The sequence below is a fragment of the Roseovarius sp. genome (assembly GCF_018066915.1).
Classification (GTDB): domain Bacteria; phylum Pseudomonadota; class Alphaproteobacteria; order Rhodobacterales; family Rhodobacteraceae; genus Roseovarius.
Window position 1 is genome coordinate 1 of sequence record NZ_JAGPVV010000332.1, and the last position, 17198, is coordinate 17198.

Below are 17198 nucleotides of genomic sequence, written 5' to 3' on the forward strand. Positions count from 1 at the left end.
GCGCGCCCTTCTATGTGGTGGACAGCGGCCAGAGCTTCTGGGGTCAGGATCGGCTCGAGGATCTCGACCTGCATCTGGCGGGCAAGCTCTGATCCCATGCCAGCGGGGCTGAGGGGCGGGTTTCCGACCCATTGGACAGAGTTGGGCAGCGGGCCACGTCGCGCCTTGGCCATTCATTGCTCATTGTCGCATGGCGGCAGTTGGGGGCCACTGGCGCGCGAATTGAGCGGCGCGCTGCGGCTGACGGCGTTCGATCTGCCGGGGCATGGGCAGAGCGGGGCCTGGACCGGCGCGGGCGAGATTCAGGCGGTCAGCACCGCGATGGCGGCGGGGTTTCTGGACGCGCCCACGGATATCATCGGTCATTCCTTTGGCGCAACGGTGGCGTTGCGGCTGGCGGTGGAACGCCCCGATCTGGTGCGGTCGCTGATTCTCTACGAGCCGGTATTCTTTGCCGTGGCGCTGCAGGATCAACCCGGTTTGCGCGCAGGCCACGAGGCCGAGATGGCCGACTATGCGGCGGGCATGGCGGCGGGGGATTTTTTGCAGGCCGCTGAGGGATTTACCCGCGTCTGGGGCGACCGGCGCGGCTGGACCGCGCTGCCTGAGGGGGCGCGCGTGGCGATGGCGGCACAGATGCCGTTGATCGAGGCCGCGACCGATGCGCTCTATGGGGATGCAGGCGGGATGCTGTCGAGCGGTGCGTTGACGCGGATCACCGCGCCGGTGCTGTTGATGGAAGGCAGCGCCTCGCCCGCCATTATCGCCGCGATCAATGCGGGGCTGGTGGCGCGCATACCCGAAGTGCGGCGCGTGGTGGTGCAGGGCGCGGGGCATATGGGGCCGATCAGCCATGCGCGCGGTGTGGCGGAGGAGATTCGGGGATTCCTTGGGGGGATGCAGGGTTAACGCGGGACATTGCATCGCGAGAGGACGCTCCGCGCCTTGTTCCGCGCGGGGGCTACATCAAATCACTGAGCGCCACAGCCTGACCGGGCGTCGTCGCGAATTCCACCGCTTCGACATCGACCAGCACGACCGCCCCGTGCGGCCCTTCGAGGATCACCCGCGCGCCGTCGCGTCCGATCCCGTAATCCTCTCGCGCCCCCGGCAGGATCGCCAGATCGCGGCCTGCGCCGCCGTGCATCCGGTCATCGCCGCCGTGGCCCACGAGCGTATCGTCGCTCGTGCCGCCGAGCAGGATATCGGCCTTGGCCGTCCCCTCTAGCCGCGTGCCCTGTGGCCCGGCGGTGCGCGTCACGCCCTGCAGGAATGCGCCCGCTTGCCGCTCGGTATCCCACTGGGGCGCCACCGCATTGGCGCGCAACAGTGCGTCCCAACGGGGGGTGGTGTCATCGAGATGGCGCAGCGCGCCCCAACTGCCCCATTTCGAAGGGGCGGCCACATCGACGAACGCGTTAAAGAGCGTGCCGCCTGCCGCTGTCCACCCCTCCAGCAACTCGTCATAGAGCGCGCCCATCTGCGGGCTGTAGTTGAACCCGACAAAGAAATCGGTCAGCGCCTCATTCTCGACCACAGCGCCTTGGCCCACCACATGCGTGCCGCCCTCATACATCACCAGCCGCAGCCCGTGCCGGTCCGCCACCCCGGCGTGATAGGGCAGGGTGTCGCGCAGCAAGTCGCCCAAAGAGCCCTGTCGCAACGCCTCGGCGGCCAGATCGTAGGCCAGATCATAGCGATGCGCGGCGAGATAGGTTTCGGGGTCCGCGCCGGTTTCGACCGCCTTGGCGCGGGCGATGGCTGCGCTCGTGGCGATCCAGCCCAAGACGGTGCCTTGCTGATCCTCGCCGCCCAACTCATAGCCGAAATAGCCGGTCACGGCATAAGCATCAAAGTGGCTGACGGGGGGCGCGGTCAGTTGCCCGTGCTCAAGTGCCAGAGGGGCCATCAAGAGCGGCTCCTCCAGCCCCGGCCAGCCGGTATGGGTGCCGATCACAATCTGCAAGCGGTTCTCTTGGCCCGCAAATTCCGCGCGCCAGATCTCTGACATTTGCGCGGCACGCAGGCCCGCGAACTGCATCCAGGCGTCGTCGCCCGCGTCATCGCCCCAGAGCGCGAGTGCCTGATCCCGGACCCAAGCGGTCTGGGGAAACATGAAATTCCACAGCTCATTGGAATATTCCACATGTGCCTTGAGGGCGGGGTCCAGATGGTCGCGCAGATAGGCGGCAAAGCCTCGGATATAGCCATCATCGGCCATATGCGGCATGTTCACCCATGGGTCAGCCCCGATTTGATTGGCGAGGTCCACCATCACCTCGACCGGCACGCCGCGCCAGACATAGCTGGCATCCTGGGGCAGGGGGCGATCCTGCCATGTGACCTGCGGCGCGCCATTGGTGAACATCCAGTCCATGAAGCGGAGCACGCGCAGGTTGGCCACCTTGTCGATCCAGAGCGGGTTGAAGATCACACCCAAGTCATGCAGCGCCAATTGATCCTCGCGCACCACGGTGATGTTGCGCAGCGGATCGGCGGGATCGGTTTCCAAGAGGCTGAGCGCAACGGGGCCATCACCGGGCGTCACATCGAACCGCACTTCGCGCTGGCCGTAATCATAGCGGACATTGTCGGCGCGTCCCACCACCCGGATCACGCCTGTGCCTGCGTAGCGCAGCACATAGCGGCCCCTCAGATGCGTGGCCTCTTCGGGTTGATCGGTCAGAATGAATGCCTCGAGCGCCTTGGCCCCGTCTGGCAGGGCCAGCGGCCAGCCAGAGGCGTCGAGATAGCCGCCCGCCAGCAGCGCCTCGGTCGAGAAGGCCCCCCATTGATCGGCGCTATGACCGACCCAAGGCCGCGCGGTCTTCATCACGTCGACGAAAGGATGCTGGCTCGACCAGTCCGCGATGCCGTTCAGGCCCATGCCAAGGCTGGGGTTGGCGAGGCCTGCGCCGGGGGGCGCTGTGACCTCTGCCTTGGCCTCTTGCGTCGGCGCCGCCGCCGCTGCGGTATCGCGCAGGCCGAGGGCTTGGGCGATTTCCTCGGTCAGGCGCGAGTAGAGGTTGCGCACCAGCGGATGCAGGGTTTCGGGCGGCTCGAACCCCGCCGGGGCCAGGGTCTCGTATAGTGCGGTATAGGTGACGAGCGCGGCCAGAAAATATTGCGTGGCGGTGCCGTGCGGCGCGTCGTCGGAATAGAGCGCCTCGACCGGGATTTCCTCCAAAAGGCCGGTTTGCAGACCTGAGAGCACGGAGGACACAGGCAAAAGCGTGATCTCTGCCCCCGGCCGCGCCGCCTGCAACGCCGACACATAGGCGCGGAACCAGTCGTGATAATCGCTGAGCGCGTAGCCATGCCAGCGGCGCAGATTGCGATTGGAGGGCGGAAAGCCACGGGTAAAGCCGCCCATGTCGGGCCAGCCTTCGTAGATCACGATGCGCGCGCCGGGCCAGTCCGCAAGCGCACGGTCGATCACGTCGAGTGTTACCGACACCGGGCTGGCATTGGTGGGATTGTCGCCTTCAAAGGCTACGTCAGGGTCTTGATATTGAATGAAGTTCGCGGGCGTGATGAGCACCGTATCGGCGGCGCCGCGCCGGGCTGTCACGCCCTCGAAGGACCAGTTGGGTGCCACGCCCTGCGCCGCGAAATCCCGCAAAAACCCCCATTGCCCGGTGAGCGCTAGATCGCGCCCCCCCGACCGCGCCAGTTGCGCCAGCCAATAGGGCACATTGGTGGCCGCATCATCGCTGAGGTGATGCACCAGCGAATTGCCAAAGACATGCGCAGAAAGCGCCGCGCGCTCGGCCTGTGCCGGGCCAGTGCCCTGAGCGCCCAGCAAGAAAAGCGCCCCGATGAGGCCAATCAGATGTCGCACGGTCCGTTCCCCCTGTCTTTGCCCCAATATAGAGGCGGGGCGTGCGTCTTGCCACTCTCTGCGGTGGCATCGCGGGAGAGGGTTTTTTTCGAGTATTTTCGCCGAGAAGAATCCAACGGCCTGCACTTCCTGCTTTGCCTGCGTGGGGGGATCGGGCAAAAGGAGGGCATGACGCCTGATGATCTGGTTCTCACCCGTCTTGGCCTGCGGTTTCGCGGGCGGCGCTATCCCTGCACCCTCGGGCGGGGTGGTGTGTCGGCACGCAAGCGCGAGGGGGATGGGGCGACGCCGGTGGGTGAACATCGCATCGTCGGCCTCTTGTATCGCCCGGACCGCATGGCGCGGCCGACGGATTGGGCGGTGCCGATCCGGCCCGGTGATCTGTGGTCGGATGACGCGGGCGATGAGGATTACAATCTCATGGTGCGCGCGCCCTATCCGCATAGCCATGAGGTGCTGCGCCGCGCCGATCCGCTCTATGATCTGGTGCTGATCACCGATTGGAACTGGCCGCAGGCGGTGCGGGGGCGCGGATCGTGCATATTTGTGCATCGCTGGCGGCGGCCGGGCTATCCCACGGCGGGCTGTATCGGGCTGCGCCCCGATCACCTGCTGCGCATCGCGCGCCAGATCACCTATGGCGCGCGGTTGATCGTGCCGCCGCGCTGAGGCCTATTCGGGATATTTGCGCGCTGCGGTGGCCCGGGCCAGAACCTTTTTGTCGGCGCGGGCCGTGGCGGTCCAGACATAGGTATGCACACCGCCCGGCGGGCAGGGGCTCTTGTATTTGAAGGCCCCGAACGGCAGTTGCCCGTCGCTGCCTATTTTCAAACGTCCGCCGCCATGGCTGTAATTGGGCGCATCGCGATCCTTGAGAGTGAATTCGATCGAGGTGGTGCCGGTGGGAACTCCGCGTAGAACAAAGGCGGGGCTGCCGACGGTATTGGGATTGCCCGTGCGGCAGGATGGAATGTCGCCCCACTCAAACGAGATGGTAAATTCTGCGGCAGCCGTGGTTGCGGACAGGGCAAGCGCGGCAAGGGACAGGGAGAAAAGGCGCATGAATTTCACTCCAGATAGATGACTGTCTGAAATGCTAGACGAACTCACCCAATCTGGCAAATTTCCAATGTCGTTGCCTCAGCCGTAATCGCGTTCGCCAAAAATGGCAGAGCCCACGCGGATATGTGTGGCCCCTTGGGCAATGGCGCGCTCGAAATCGCCGCTCATGCCCATCGAGAGGCCCGAAAGCCCGTTGCGCGCTGCCATTTTCGCCAGAAGCGCGAAATGCAAGGAGGGTTCCTCTTCGACCGGGGGGATGCACATCAGCCCCTTGACCGGCAGATCGAGCGCGCGGCACTCGGACACAAAGCCATCCACATCGGCGGGCAGAACACCCGCCTTTTGCGGCTCTTCGCCGGTGTTGACCTGTAGGAAGAGGTCGGGACAGTGCCCCATTTCCTGTGCCAGACGTGCAATCGCCTGAGCAATCTTGGGGCGGTCGACGGAATGGATGGCCTGAAACATCTCCATCGCCTGCCGTGCCTTGTTGCTCTGCAATGGGCCGATGAGGTGCAGGACGATGCCTGCGTAGCGGTCCTGAAACGCGGGCCAGCGGCCAGCCGCCTCTTGCACCCGGTTTTCACCAAAGACCCGGTGGCCCTGATCCAGCACGGCGGCGACGCGGTCCTCGGGTTGCACCTTGGAGACCGCGATCAATTCCACATCCTCTGGCGCGCGCCCTGCGGCGGCGCAGGCCTTGTCCATCCGTGCCCTGATCTCGTTCAGCCCCATGACAGTCCTCTCTGATTGTCCTTTGTCCTGCATGCCACAGGGCCTGCCCTCGGCACAAGTGCGCGACAGGCTGTCAAACGGCTTGCCCCTCGGCCCCGCCTTGGATAGTAGGGATGGAAACAATCCCGGACGGTGCCATGACCCATTCGCGTTTCAAGATCCTCGGCCTCTCTGCGGCCTGTCTCATAGTTTTGAGCGGGTGCGGCGGGTTCAAGAACGCCACGCTCGATGAAGAGGCGATGCGCGTCAAGGGCGGGCGCGAGCGGCAGGCGTCCGCGAATGACGGATCGCTGCTGAATGCGTTTCGCGGGGCCAAGGATACGGTCAAGGTCAACCGCTTTCTCTGGACCGCCTCGCTTCAGGTGCTGGATTTCCTGCCGATCGAGGCTGCCGATCCCTTTACCGGTGTGATTTCCACGGGCTATGGCACGCCTCCGGGCGGCGGTCAGGCCTATCGCGCCACAATTTTGATCAGCGATCCGGCGCTTGATGCGCGCGCGCTCAATGTCGCGCTGCAGACGCGCGGGGGGCCGGTCGATGCCGCCACCGAGCGCGCCGTCGAGGATGCAATCCTCAACCGCGCGCGGCAATTGCGGATCAACGCGGCGAAGTTCTGAGGCAGGCGTCCGGCTGGCGGCGCTCTTGCAGCGCCTGCCGGATGATTTGTTGCGACGAATTGACAAAGAGGGCCGCCATGAGGCCCGCCACGATCAAGTCAGGCCAGCCAGAGCCGGCCGCCCAGACCGCGAGTGCCGCTGCCATCACCGCGACATTGCCGATGGCATCGTTGCGGGAACAGAGCCAGACCGAGCGGACATTGGCATCGCCGTCCTTGTAGGCCATGAGCAAGAGCACGCTTGCCACATTGGCGGCCAGTGCCAGAACGCCGATGGCGCCCATGATCCCGGCCTCGGGCACGCCCAGATAAAACACCCGGTAGACCGTGCTGCCCAGCACCCAGAGCCCCATCGCCATGAGGCTGAACCCCTTGAGCAGCGCCGCCGTGGCGCGCACTCGGAGGCTGGCACCGATCACGGCAAGCGAGAGCCCATAGGTCAGCGCATCGCCCAGAAAATCCAGCGCGTCGGCCTTGAGCGCCTGCGATTGCGCGGTTTGGCCTGCGATCATTTCCACCGCGAACATGGCCGCATTGATGGCGATCACCATCCAGAGCCGCCGCTTGTAGGCGTCTGAGAGCCCATCGAACCGGGCCTCATGGCCACAACATCCCGCCATGCCGCACCTCCTTTGCATTTGCGTCAGGGGCAATGTAGTCTCTCTAGTCACTAGAGGTTCAAGGGGGTTTTGGGATGTTTCTCTCGATTGGTGATTTGGCGGCGCGCACGGGCGTCAAGGTGCCCACCATCCGCTATTACGAATCCCGTGGCCTGCTTGAGGCGCCGTTGCGCAGCGCGGGCAATCAGCGCCGCTATGGGCGGGCAGAGTTGGAGCGGCTGGGGTTCATCCGCCATGCCCGCGATCTGGGATTCTCGCTCGAGGCGATTGCCGCGCTGATCGAGTTGCAGGATCACCCCGACCGCGCCTGCACGAGCGCCACCCGAATCGCGCAAGGCCAGCTAGGGGCGGTGCGGGAGAAGATTCGCCGCCTGCGCGCGCTCGAGGCCGAGTTGGCGCGCATTGCAGAGGGGTGCACAGGCGACGGGGCTGCGCGCGATTGCTATGTGCTGGCCTCGCTGGCCGATCATGAGCTTTGTGCGCGGGATCACTCGATTGAGGCCAGATCCTCGACCCAGCGGAGCTGACGCGGCAGGCAGATGCGGCGCAGGTCATACTGCGCGCGGATCAGGTCGCGGGCGTTTTGGCCCAGTCGTGCCCGTTCAGCATCGTTCTCCAACAGCGCGCAAATCTCGTCGACCAGCGCGGTGCGGTCGAAGAAATCCACAAGCCGCCCGGTTTCGCCTTGGGTGATGACCTCGCGCACAGGTTCGGTATCGCCCGCGACAATCGCCGCCTCGCAGGACATCGCCTCCATCAGTGACCAGCTCAGCACGAACGGATAGGTCAGGTAGACATGCACCCGACTGACCTGCAAGAGCCGCAGGAATTGATCATAGGGGATACGCCCGAGGAACCGCACCCGCGCCCAATCGGCATCGGAAATCTGACCGCGCACCTCGTCGATGAAAATCTGCTTCCATGTCTGCCCCTTGGGGGCGCGTGCGCCATAGCTCACCTCGTCCCCGCCTACGATCAGCACCGTGGCGTTGGGCCGCTCGCGCAAGAGGCGCGGCAGGGCGCGCATGAAGACGTGATAGCCGCGATAGGGCTCGAGGTTGCGGTTGACGAAGGTGATCACCTCGTCAGCGCGGGTCACGTCGCAGAGCCCTTCGATGGTCAGGCGCACATCGGGCAGGGGGGCGGCCTGAACTGTGTCGATGCCATCGTGGCTGACCGTGATCCGGTCGCGGAAAGGGCTGGGAAAGGTATCGGCCTGAAACCGGGTTGGGCTGATCCCGGCGTGTCCGGCCTCGAAATGCAGGTGGTTGTTGATGTTCTTCATCCGGATGCGCAGGGATTCGGCCTCGGTGTTCTTGGCGGCGAACTCGGGATCAAAGTTGAGATGCGGATAACCTGCGAGATGATAAAGCTCGCAATAAAGGCCCAGTTTCGCATTGGGCCAGACATCGCGCAGGAAGAGCGACTCGCCCCAGCCCGGATGCGCAAGGATGAGATCGGGGCTATAGCCTTGGTCGCGCAGGGCCACCGCCGCACGCCAACAGGCCTCGCCACGCGTGACCTTGGTGTCAAAATCGACCAGCCAGGGATGCAGGCTCTGCCCGTCGCGTTTGGGCAGGGCATAGGGGATCACCTGCACGCCCTGCCATTTGGTTGCCTCTTTGACCCGCAGGGTCAGGGCGACGCACTGATGCCCCTGACGTGCCAGAAGCGGGGCCAGATGTTTGTATTGGCCGGGGAAATTCTGATGGATGAAAAGGATTTTCATGGGCGTCCGCATGTCAAAGGTTGCTTGCGGTTATAATCGGGCGGTTCGCCTGCGCAAACCCCTTGCATTTTTGCGCGCGCCCACTGGACCCGCGCGGCCCAAGCGCCTATCACCCCCTGCAACAACCCCATCAGCAAGAGGTGCGCCCCATGTCGCGCTATGCCGCCAGTGACGTCGAAGCGAAATGGCAATCCGCCTGGGAGGCGGCCGATATTTTCCGCGCGCGGCGCGATGAAACGCGGCCGAAATATTACGTGCTGGAAATGTTCCCCTATCCGTCGGGGCGCATCCACATGGGCCATGTGCGCAATTACACCATGGGCGACGTGGTGGCGCGCTACAAGATCGCGACGGGGCATAACGTGCTGCACCCGATGGGCTGGGACGCCTTTGGCATGCCCGCCGAGAATGCGGCGATGGCCAGCGGCGGCCATCCCAAGGATTGGACCTACGCCAATATCGCGGACATGCGCGCGCAGATGAAGCCCTTGGGCCTCAGCATCGACTGGTCCCGCGAATTTGCTACCTGTGATCCGGAATATTACGGCCAGCAACAGGCGCTCTTTCTCGATTTTCTCGAACACGGGCTGGTGTACCGCAAGAACGCGGTGGTGAACTGGGACCCGGTCGATATGACGGTTCTTGCCAATGAACAGGTGATCGACGGCAAGGGCTGGCGCTCGGGTGCGGATGTGGAGCGGCGCGAACTCACGCAGTGGTTCTTCCGCATTTCGGATTACGCCGAGGACCTGCTTGAGGCGCTCGATACGCTCGACAATTGGCCCGCCAAGGTGCGGCTGATGCAGGAAAACTGGATCGGCAAATCGCGCGGGTTGCAATTCGCCTTTGGGCTGATTGATGGGCCCGAGGGGCATGACCGTGTGGAGGTTTACACCACGCGGCCTGATACCTTGATGGGAGCGTCGTTTGTTGGGATTTCGCCCGATCATCCGCTGGCCAAGACGCTGGAGCGCGAGCGCGATGATGTGGCGGCGTTCTGCGCCGAGGCGCGCAAGGGTGGCACCACCGCGGAGGCGATTGAAAAGGCCGAAAAGCTGGGGTTCGACACCGGCCTGCGTGTGCGCCATCCCTTTGATACCGCTTGGGAATTGCCGGTCTATATCGCCAATTTCATCCTGATGGAGTATGGCACGGGGGCGATTTTCGGCTGTCCGGGGCATGACCAGCGCGACCATGATTTTGCGCGCAAATATGACTTGCCCATCGTTGATACATTTTTACCTATCGAAGGCGACCACGACATTGGGGGCGCACCGTATGTGCCGCTCAAATCGGAAGCTGTGCGCTACACGCGGCTTGTGGCGGGCGAGGAAATCCAGACCGGCGAGGCGGGGGTCAACGCCGCGATTGATTTCTGCGAGGCCAATGGCGTGGGGCAAGGTGTCACCAAGTTCCGCCTGCGCGATTGGGGTCTGAGCCGCCAGCGGTATTGGGGTTGCCCCATTCCGGTGGTGCATTGCGACACCTGCGGCGTGGTGCCGGAGCGCAAGGAAAACCTGCCCATCCGCCTGCCGGATGATGTGAGCTTTGATGCACCGGGCAATCCGCTTGATCGCCACCCCACATGGCGGGATTGTGCCTGTCCGCGCTGCGGCGCGCCCGCGCGGCGCGAGACCGACACGATGGATACATTCGTCGATTCAAGCTGGTATTACGCCCGCTTTACCGCGCCCCATGCCGCCACGCCCACGGATATGGCCGAGGCGGAATACTGGATGAACGTGGACCAGTATATCGGCGGGATTGAGCATGCGATCCTGCACCTGCTCTATTCCCGCTTCTTTGCGCGGGCGATGCAGGTTTGTGGGCATTTGCCGGGTAAGGCGATCGAGCCGTTCGATGCGCTTTTCACGCAAGGCATGGTGACGCATGAGATTTACCTGACCCGCGATGCGGCGGGGCGGCCTGTGTATCATCTGCCGGAAGAGGTGAGCGAGGGGCGTTTGGCCGACGGGACAGAGGTTGAAATCATCCCCTCTGCCAAAATGTCGAAATCCAAGAAGAACGTCGTCGATCCCTCGACCATCATCGCGCAATACGGGGCCGATACCGCGCGGTGGTTTGTCCTGAGCGACAGCCCACCCGAGCGCGACGTGGAATGGACCGCCTCGGGGGCTGAGGCCGCGCATCGGCATCTGGCCCGTGTCTGGCGCATTGCCGCCGAGATCGCGGCGAGCGACGCGCCTGCCACGCCCGACGATGACGCGCTCTTGCGCGAGATGCACAAATGCATCGACGAAGTGACCAAGGGCATCGACAGTTTCGGCTTTAACGCCGCCATCGCGCGGCTCTATGCCTTTACCAACACGCTGGCCAAATCGCAGGCAGGCAAGGGCGCGAAGACCAGTGCCGCGCGCACTCTGGCGCAGCTCATGTCGCCCATGACCCCGCATCTGGCCGAGGATATCTGGGCCATGCTGGGGGGCGAGGGGCTGGTCACGACCGCGCCCTGGCCTGTGGCCGATGCCGAGATGCTGATCGACGATACGGTCATTCTGCCGATCCAGATCAATGGCAAACGCCGGGGCGAAATCACCGTTCCTGCCGATATGCCGAAATCCGAGGTTGAAAAACTCGCGCTGGCCCACAATGCTGTGGTCAAGGCGCTGGAGGGGGCCCAGCCCAAAAAGATCATCGTCGTCCCCGGACGGATCGTCAATGTCGTGGTATAACCGCCGGTTTCTCCTTCTCTCGGGCCTAGCAATGCTGGCAGGCTGCGGTTTTGCGCCTGCCTATGGGCCGGGCGGGGCGGGGGCGGCGCTGATGGGGCAGGTGGCGGTCGAGGCCCCCGATACCCGCGCCAGCTATCTCTTGACGCAAGAGATCGAGACGCGGTTGGGGCGGCCCGCCAATCCGCGCTATGCGCTGATCCCGGTGGTCACGCTCAGGACGCAGGCCATGGCGATCAACCGCAGCAACGTGGCCTCGCGCTTTAACCTCTTGGGCAGCGTGGCCTATAGCCTGCGCGATCTGAGCACCGGCGCGACCCTGACCACGGGCGAAGTCACGAGCTTTACCGGCTATTCCGCGACCGGCACGACCGTTGCGGTGCAGGCCGCCGAGCGTGACGCCGAAGCGCGGTTGATGGCGATTCTCGCCGATCAAGTGCTGACCCGCCTTCTGGCCGCAGACCTGCCCCAACCGGAATGAAACTCTCGCCACGCGATGCCCTCCGCTACTTCGCCAAGCCAGAGGCGCAGCGTGCGGGTCTGTTGATCTATGGCGCGGATGCGATGCGCGTGGCGCTCAGGCGTCAGGAAATGCTGGCTGCCTTGCTCGGCCCCACGGCGGATGCTGAAATGCGCCTGACCCGGATGCCTGCGGGCGATCTGCGCAAGGACCCTGCCGCGCTGATGGATGCGGTCAAGGCGCAAGGGTTCTTTCCCGGTCCGCGCGCGGCCTTTGTCGAGGACGCAAATGACACCGCCGCTGATGCCATTCTGGCGGCGCTGAGCGATTGGCGACCGGGCGATGCGCAGATCATCGTGACCGCAGGCGCGCTCAAGGCGACGTCGCGGATTCGCAAGGCGTTTGAGAGCCATCCCAATGCCTATGCCGTTGGAATTTATGACGATCCTCCCAGCCGGGAAGAGATCGAGGCGACGCTGGCCCGCGCCGGTTTGCGCGATGTGCCGGGGCCGGTGATGGCCGATCTGACCGCACTTGCCCGCGATCTTGATCCCGGCGATTTTCGCCAGACGATAGAGAAGCTGGCGCTCTATAAATTGGGCGATACCACGCCACTCCATGCTGCGGATATTGCCGCCTGCGCGCCTGCCTCGACCGAGGCGGATCTCGACGATATCCTCAATATCGTGGCCGAGGGGCGGTCTGCCGAGATTGGCCCGGTGATGCGGCGGTTGAAGGCGCAAGGCACGCAGCCTGTCGGTCTGTGCATCGGGGCCACGCGGCATTTTCGGGCGCTCTATACCGCTGCCTCGGACCCCGGAGGCGCGGCGCAGGGTATCGCGCGCATGCGCCCGCCTATTTTCGGACCGCGCCGCGACCGGATGCTGCGACAGGCGCAGGGGTGGGGCGCGGAGAGGTTGCAACAGGCGCTGACGATCCTGACGGATACGGACCTTACCCTGCGGTCCGCCGCGCAACGCGCGCCCGAGATGGCGCTGGTCGAGCGGGCGCTGATCCGGCTCGCGATGCTCGCAGGGGCGCGGTGACGCACCAAGGCACCGCGCCAGACGTGCTATCCATTGCATCACACTTGCCCATTGTTCCATGCCGCACCGCTGTGGGATGACATCCGTTCCCGGAGAGCCTAGGCGTGTCGCGTTGCGAAATCGTTAAACCCTCCATTGCGCGCGGGCCGGCTTTGGGCAAAGCTGCGGGCGAACCAACGTAACAAGGAAAATTCCATGTATGATGTCATCGGCTCTCGGGCCAGCCGGGCCTTTCGCGTGCTCTGGCTGCTTGAGGAAATAGGTTTGGACTACAATCACTTGGCCGTTTCGCCCGGCTCGCCCGAGGCGCTTGCGGCCAATCCGTCGGGCAAGATTCCGGCGCTGCGGGATGGCGATGCGGTGCTGACCGATTCCACCGCGATCATGACCTATCTTGCTGACAAACACGGGCAATTCACCCATGCCCCCGGCACCGTCGCACGGGCGCGGCAGGATGCGCTGACCCATCAGATTCTCGACGAGATCGACGGCACGCTCTGGACGGCCGCGCGGCACAGCTTTGTGCTGCCCGAAGAGCACCGGGTGCCGGCGGTCAAGGAGTCGCTGAAATGGGAATACGAGCGTAATGTCGCGCGGTTGGCCGAGGCGCTGACCGGCCCATTCCTGCAGGGCGAGACGATGACCGTCGCCGATATCCTGCTGGCCCATTGCCTGATGTGGGCGGGCAAGGCCGGATTCCCGGATGCGGGTGAAAAGCTGAATGATTACATGGCGATGATGCTTGCGCGCCCGGCCTGTCAGCGGGCTGCCGCACTCCCCTGAGCGTAAGCGGCGGCGTGCTGCCCCGCCCAAGCCCCGGTGGCGAGACAGGCGGTCAGCAGATAGCCGCCGGTTGTCGCCTCCCAATCGAGCATTTCCCCGGCGGCAAAGACGCCGGGGTGATCGCGCAGCATGAGCCCGGCATCGAGCGCCTCGAACCGCAGCCCGCCTGCGGTCGAGATCGCCTGATCCATCGGGCGCGGTCCGTTGAGGGGCATGGTCAAGCGCTTGAGCAGTTTGGGCAAATCCGTGGCACCCCGGCCAAATTCCATCACCAGCGCCAGTTTCACGGGATCGAGGCGGAACGCCTTGCGTAGGCGGTTCTTGAGGCTGTCGCTGGTCTTGGTCTGGCGCAGGCGGTCCGCGACTTGGGACAGGCTCAGGTCGGGCAAGAGATCGAGTATGAGGGGCGCGCCGTCGCGCAGCGCCGCGCTGACCTCGTAGAGGCCGCCCCCTTCAAGCCCTTGGTTGGAAATGATAAACTCTCCGCGCGAGCGCATGGTCCCGGCGTGCAGTTCCACGCCCTTGACCGGCTGACCGAACTGCGCCGCCATATGGGGCGACCAATCGACCAGAAAACCCATGTTGGCGGGGCGGAAGGAGGCCAGCGTTGCGGGGTCGAGATGACCCGCCCATGCCCCATCCGAGCCAAGCCGCGCCCAGCTTGCGCCACCGCAGGCCAGAACCGTCACGGTGGGGCTGAGGCGCTGCGTGCCTTCGGGCGTGTCGAATATCGCGCCGCCCTCCCATCCCTGCCAGCGCCAGCGGGTGCGGATTTCGACCCCCAAGCCACGCAATTCAGACAGGAAGCTGCGCAGAAGTGGCGAGGCCTTCATTACGCGCGGAAAGACCCGGCCGGTTGATCCGGTGAACACCTCTTGCCCAAGGCTGCGCGCCCAATCCTGGACCGCGTCTGGGCCAAAGGCGGTCAGCATCGGGCGCAGGGTGTCGGCGCGGGGGCCGTAGGCGGCGAGAAATGCGTCGAACGGTTCGACCTTGGTCAGGTTCAGCCCTGATTTACCTGCCATGAGGAATTTGCGCCCGACCGAGGGCTTGGCCTCGACCACCAGCACGCGCAAGCCCGCTTGCGCCATTTCGCGCGCGGCCATGAGACCCGCAGGCCCAGCCCCGATGACGAGCGCGTCGGTCATGCCGCCGGGGTCACGGGGGCGGGGAGGCCCCGGTGATGCACGACCCGCTGCGGATAGGGCATCTCGATCCCTGCGGCGCGCAGGACGTTCCAGATCGCGAAAAGCACGTCGGATTGGTATTTGCCGGTCACGTCCTCGATGCCATCGACCCAGTATTCGACCGAGAAGTCCACGCCGCTCTCGCCAAAGGCCTTGAGTTCGCATTCGGGGGCGTGTTTTCTGGAAGTCTGCACCTCGGGCACGGCGGCGACGGCGGGTTCCACGAGGGCCGGAATCCGGGTGATGTCGGTGTCGTAGCTGACGGAAAAGGCGGCCTCGTAGCGGTGCCGTTTGCCTGCGTCGGAATAGTTGACCACGCGGGAGGTGATGAAATCCTCGTTGGGCACCACGATCCAGCGCCCATCCACGGTTTCCAGAATGGCGGCGCGGGCGGTCATCTTGACGATGGTGCCTTCAGAGCCGTCATCGAGCACGACGTAATCGCCCACGGTTGTCTGCCCCTCCAAGAGCAGGATCACGCCCGAGACGAAATTGGCCGCGATCTGTTGCAGGCCAAGGCCGATGCCCACGCCAAGCGCGCCGCCCAAGACGGCAATCGCCGTGAGGTCGATGCCCATGATCGACATGAGCAGCAGGAAGGCTGCGCCGAAAATGACGATCTGGCTGGCCTTCATCGCGAGTTCGCGGGTAGCGGGGCGCAATTCCTGCTGGCGTTTGATGAAGTCCTCGGATTGGCTGTTGGACCAGCGCCCGAGCCAGAAGAGAAGCGCGCCCGAGACCGCACCCCGAATGAGGGCGAGCGCCGAAAAGCGGATATTGCCCAGATCGACCGTAATCGCTGCGAGCCTCTCATTGGCCAGACCAAGGAGGTCAAAGAGATAGAGCAGGGCCACTGGCATCAGCACAAAGCGCCCCAGAACCCGCAGGAAGGGATCGGTCAGGATGTCGCGCACAAAGAGACGGGCGGCAAGGAACAGGAACAACCGCTTGCCAAAGGCGATCACATCGCCCGAGCCAAAGAGCGAGCGTGTCACGCTCTCGCCCATGCCGGTGAGACCATAGGCGAGCAGAGGCATCAGAAGCGGCAGGAACATGAGGATAAATCGCCGCGCCGAGGCAATTATGTTGTCTTGGTCGGTGGGGGGCGTGAGAAAGCGCGCGATGGCTGGGCGTATCCGGCGGGTGATCAGCACCGCCGAGAGCCACGCCACCACCAGAAGCCCGAATTGCGACCAGGCGGCGGGGCTGAGGAGCCATCCTTGGGCCAAGTCCCAGCCTTGCATGGCATAGCCTAGCGCCTGCGCGACAATCTCTGGCTGTCCGTCCATCACACACCCCTTGCCTTTTGACCCACTGGCGTCATCCTCTTGCCCGCAGGCTGCAAAAGGATCAAGTCAAACTGTCGGAAGTCCCAATTTGCCCGCTCTGCCAGCGCCCGATCCCGCCGGAGGTGCGCCAAAGCCTGCATCACCTTGTCCCCAAGCTGAAGGGCGGCAAGGGTGGCCCGGTGGTGCGTTTGCACCAGATTTGCCACAACGAGATTCATGCCACCCTGACCGAGGCAGAACTGGCGCGCAGCTATGCCACAATCGAGTCCTTGCGCGCGCATCCGCGTTTGGCCAAGTTCATCGCCTGGGTGGCACAGCGGCCGCCGGGGTTTCATTCGAGAACCCCCGGCGCGCGGCGCAAGCGGTAAGGGTCAGAACGGCATCGGATGCGCCTTGTGGGTGGCGTCGAGATCGGTCAGCGCCTCTTGGCTGAGCGTAATCTCCGCCGCGCCAAGGGCCAGATCGAGTTGTGCCATGTCAGTGGCGCCAAAGATGGCGGAGCAGAGGAAAGGCCGCGTGAGGCACCATGCGAGCGCCATTTGCGCGGGGTCGAGGCCGTGTTTCTGCGCGACCGCGTGGTAGGCCGCGACCGCCTCGAAGGCGCGCGGGGTCTTGCGCCCGCCCAGATCGCCGTTGATCGCCATGCGCGAGCCTGTGGGCAGCGCGCCGTTCTGGTATTTGCCACTGAGCAACCCCGCCGCGAGGGGGGAGAAGGCCAAGAGGCCCACATCCTCATTGACGCTGAGTTCCGCGAGGTCGGTGTCATAGAGGCGGCACATGAGCGAGTATTCGTTCTGGAGGGACGCCGCGCGGGGGCCGTGCCCCTCTTCGGCCAGCCGGAGCCATTGCGCCATGCCCCAGGCGCTCTCGTTCGAGAGGCCGAAGGCGCGGATGGTGCCGCGTGTCACTTCGCGTTGCAGGGCCTCAAGCGTTTCTTGCATATGGGCGATTGTCTCGTCGCGGTTCTGGCCCGAGGGATCATAGGCCCAGTTCTGGCGGAACATATAGCTGCCCCGGTTGGGCCAGTGGAATTGGTAGAGGTCGATATGATCGGTCTTGAGGCGGCGCAGCGAGCCTTCAATGGCCTCAGGGATAGACCCCGCCGTGATCGGCGCACCGTCGCGGGCGTGTTTGAAGCCCTTG

At 64.5% G+C, this 17198-nt stretch carries 17 protein-coding genes and 1 pseudogene; 10 read left to right on the forward strand and 8 right to left on the reverse strand.

Annotated features, from left to right (window positions below; genetic code table 11):
- A pseudogene (locus tag KBT70_RS18545) lies at positions 1-92 on the forward strand (2-hydroxychromene-2-carboxylate isomerase); the annotation flags it as partial.
- Between the two features lie 4 nt (positions 93-96).
- On the forward strand, positions 97-909 hold the full coding sequence (locus KBT70_RS18550; protein ID WP_296637688.1) for an alpha/beta hydrolase: 813 nt from the start codon (positions 97-99) through the stop codon (positions 907-909).
- Positions 910-961: 52 nt separating this feature from the next.
- Here KBT70_RS18550 and KBT70_RS18555 read toward each other — a convergent pair whose 3' ends face one another.
- Positions 962-3841 (reverse strand): calcium-binding protein, encoded by a 2880-nt coding sequence (locus KBT70_RS18555; protein WP_296637690.1) that lies wholly within the window; start codon positions 3839-3841, stop codon positions 962-964.
- A 168-nt stretch (positions 3842-4009) separates the two neighbouring features.
- Here KBT70_RS18555 and KBT70_RS18560 point away from each other — a divergent pair, with 168 nt between their 5' ends.
- Positions 4010-4510 (forward strand): L,D-transpeptidase family protein, encoded by a 501-nt coding sequence (locus KBT70_RS18560; protein ID WP_296637692.1) that lies wholly within the window; start codon positions 4010-4012, stop codon positions 4508-4510.
- Between the two features lie 3 nt (positions 4511-4513).
- Here the strand turns inward: KBT70_RS18560 and KBT70_RS18565 are convergent, their stop codons facing one another.
- Both KBT70_RS18565 and KBT70_RS18570 read right to left on the reverse strand, forming a co-directional pair.
- Positions 4514-4903: a hypothetical protein gene (locus KBT70_RS18565; RefSeq protein ID WP_296637695.1), complete on the reverse strand. Its 390-nt coding sequence runs from the start codon at positions 4901-4903 to the stop codon at positions 4514-4516.
- Positions 4904-4981: 78 nt separating this feature from the next.
- A complete protein-coding gene (locus KBT70_RS18570; protein WP_296637697.1) occupies positions 4982-5635 on the reverse strand; it encodes a YggS family pyridoxal phosphate-dependent enzyme in 654 nt (217 codons plus the stop codon).
- Between the two features lie 113 nt (positions 5636-5748).
- Here KBT70_RS18570 and KBT70_RS18575 point away from each other — a divergent pair, with 113 nt between their 5' ends.
- On the forward strand, positions 5749-6252 hold the full coding sequence (locus tag KBT70_RS18575; protein WP_296637699.1) for a DUF3576 domain-containing protein: 504 nt from the start codon (positions 5749-5751) through the stop codon (positions 6250-6252).
- On the opposite strand, the gene KBT70_RS18580 is transcribed toward KBT70_RS18575, so the two are convergent.
- Positions 6233-6871 carry a cation transporter gene (locus tag KBT70_RS18580; protein WP_296637702.1) on the reverse strand — a complete coding sequence of 213 codons (639 nt, stop codon included), beginning with the start codon at positions 6869-6871 and terminating at the stop codon, positions 6233-6235. The two genes, KBT70_RS18575 and KBT70_RS18580, sit on opposite strands and share 20 nt — an antisense overlap.
- Before the next feature lie 74 nt (positions 6872-6945).
- Here KBT70_RS18580 and KBT70_RS18585 point away from each other — a divergent pair, with 74 nt between their 5' ends.
- Entirely contained in the window at positions 6946-7398 is a 453-nt protein-coding gene (locus tag KBT70_RS18585) for a helix-turn-helix domain-containing protein (protein WP_296637705.1), read from the forward strand.
- Here the strand turns inward: KBT70_RS18585 and KBT70_RS18590 are convergent.
- The gene (locus tag KBT70_RS18590) at positions 7359-8600 is read right to left on the reverse strand and encodes a glycosyltransferase (RefSeq protein ID WP_296637707.1); all 1242 of its coding nucleotides are present in this window, start codon (positions 8598-8600) and stop codon (positions 7359-7361) included. The genes KBT70_RS18585 and KBT70_RS18590 overlap by 40 nt on opposite strands.
- Before the next feature lie 149 nt (positions 8601-8749).
- Here KBT70_RS18590 and leuS point away from each other — a divergent pair, with 149 nt between their 5' ends.
- The 4 genes from leuS (at position 8750) to KBT70_RS18610 (ending at position 13579) form a co-directional block, all read left to right on the forward strand.
- On the forward strand, positions 8750-11293 hold the full coding sequence (gene leuS, locus KBT70_RS18595; RefSeq protein WP_296637708.1) for a leucine--tRNA ligase: 2544 nt from the start codon (positions 8750-8752) through the stop codon (positions 11291-11293).
- Positions 11280-11771 carry an LPS assembly lipoprotein LptE gene (lptE, locus tag KBT70_RS18600; protein WP_296637710.1) on the forward strand — a complete coding sequence of 164 codons (492 nt, stop codon included), beginning with the start codon at positions 11280-11282 and terminating at the stop codon, positions 11769-11771. Before leuS ends, lptE begins: the two co-directional genes overlap by 14 nt.
- Positions 11768-12796 (forward strand): DNA polymerase III subunit delta, encoded by a 1029-nt coding sequence (gene holA, locus KBT70_RS18605; RefSeq protein ID WP_296637713.1) that lies wholly within the window; start codon positions 11768-11770, stop codon positions 12794-12796. Before lptE ends, holA begins: the two co-directional genes overlap by 4 nt.
- A 195-nt stretch (positions 12797-12991) precedes the next feature.
- Positions 12992-13579: a glutathione S-transferase family protein gene (locus tag KBT70_RS18610; RefSeq protein ID WP_296637715.1), complete on the forward strand. Its 588-nt coding sequence runs from the start codon at positions 12992-12994 to the stop codon at positions 13577-13579.
- On the opposite strand, the gene KBT70_RS18615 is transcribed toward KBT70_RS18610, so the two are convergent.
- Entirely contained in the window at positions 13555-14727 is a 1173-nt protein-coding gene (locus tag KBT70_RS18615) for a TIGR03862 family flavoprotein (RefSeq protein ID WP_296637718.1), read from the reverse strand. The genes KBT70_RS18610 and KBT70_RS18615 overlap by 25 nt on opposite strands.
- Positions 14724-16055 carry a mechanosensitive ion channel domain-containing protein gene (locus tag KBT70_RS18620; protein WP_296637721.1) on the reverse strand — a complete coding sequence of 444 codons (1332 nt, stop codon included), beginning with the start codon at positions 16053-16055 and terminating at the stop codon, positions 14724-14726. Before KBT70_RS18620 ends, KBT70_RS18615 begins: the two co-directional genes overlap by 4 nt.
- 71 nt (positions 16056-16126) lie before the next feature.
- Here KBT70_RS18620 and KBT70_RS18625 point away from each other — a divergent pair, with 71 nt between their 5' ends.
- Positions 16127-16423: an HNH endonuclease gene (locus tag KBT70_RS18625; RefSeq protein WP_296637725.1), complete on the forward strand. Its 297-nt coding sequence runs from the start codon at positions 16127-16129 to the stop codon at positions 16421-16423.
- Positions 16424-16426: 3 nt separating this feature from the next.
- On the opposite strand, the gene KBT70_RS18630 is transcribed toward KBT70_RS18625, so the two are convergent.
- The coding region (locus tag KBT70_RS18630; RefSeq protein WP_296637724.1) for an aldo/keto reductase at positions 16427-17198 on the reverse strand (772 nt) is incomplete at its 5' end.

Bases quoted from the DNA above. Each gene is read 5' to 3' on its own strand.
- KBT70_RS18550 (WP_296637688.1), top strand. From the start codon at position 97: ATGCCAGCGGGGCTGAGGGGCGGGTTTCCGACCCATTGGACAGAGTTG.
- KBT70_RS18560 (WP_296637692.1), top strand. From the start codon at position 4,010: ATGACGCCTGATGATCTGGTTCTCACCCGTCTTGGCCTGCGGTTTCGC.
- KBT70_RS18565 (WP_296637695.1), bottom strand. From the start codon at position 4,903: ATGCGCCTTTTCTCCCTGTCCCTTGCCGCGCTTGCCCTGTCCGCAACC.
- KBT70_RS18570 (WP_296637697.1), bottom strand. From the start codon at position 5,635: ATGGGGCTGAACGAGATCAGGGCACGGATGGACAAGGCCTGCGCCGCC.
- KBT70_RS18575 (WP_296637699.1), top strand. From the start codon at position 5,749: ATGGAAACAATCCCGGACGGTGCCATGACCCATTCGCGTTTCAAGATC.
- KBT70_RS18580 (WP_296637702.1), bottom strand. From the start codon at position 6,871: ATGGCGGGATGTTGTGGCCATGAGGCCCGGTTCGATGGGCTCTCAGAC.
- KBT70_RS18585 (WP_296637705.1), top strand. From the start codon at position 6,946: ATGTTTCTCTCGATTGGTGATTTGGCGGCGCGCACGGGCGTCAAGGTG.
- KBT70_RS18590 (WP_296637707.1), bottom strand. From the start codon at position 8,600: ATGAAAATCCTTTTCATCCATCAGAATTTCCCCGGCCAATACAAACAT.
- leuS (WP_296637708.1), top strand. From the start codon at position 8,750: ATGTCGCGCTATGCCGCCAGTGACGTCGAAGCGAAATGGCAATCCGCC.
- lptE (WP_296637710.1), top strand. From the start codon at position 11,280: ATGTCGTGGTATAACCGCCGGTTTCTCCTTCTCTCGGGCCTAGCAATG.
- holA (WP_296637713.1), top strand. From the start codon at position 11,768: ATGAAACTCTCGCCACGCGATGCCCTCCGCTACTTCGCCAAGCCAGAG.
- KBT70_RS18610 (WP_296637715.1), top strand. From the start codon at position 12,992: ATGTATGATGTCATCGGCTCTCGGGCCAGCCGGGCCTTTCGCGTGCTC.
- KBT70_RS18615 (WP_296637718.1), bottom strand. From the start codon at position 14,727: ATGACCGACGCGCTCGTCATCGGGGCTGGGCCTGCGGGTCTCATGGCC.
- KBT70_RS18620 (WP_296637721.1), bottom strand. From the start codon at position 16,055: ATGGACGGACAGCCAGAGATTGTCGCGCAGGCGCTAGGCTATGCCATG.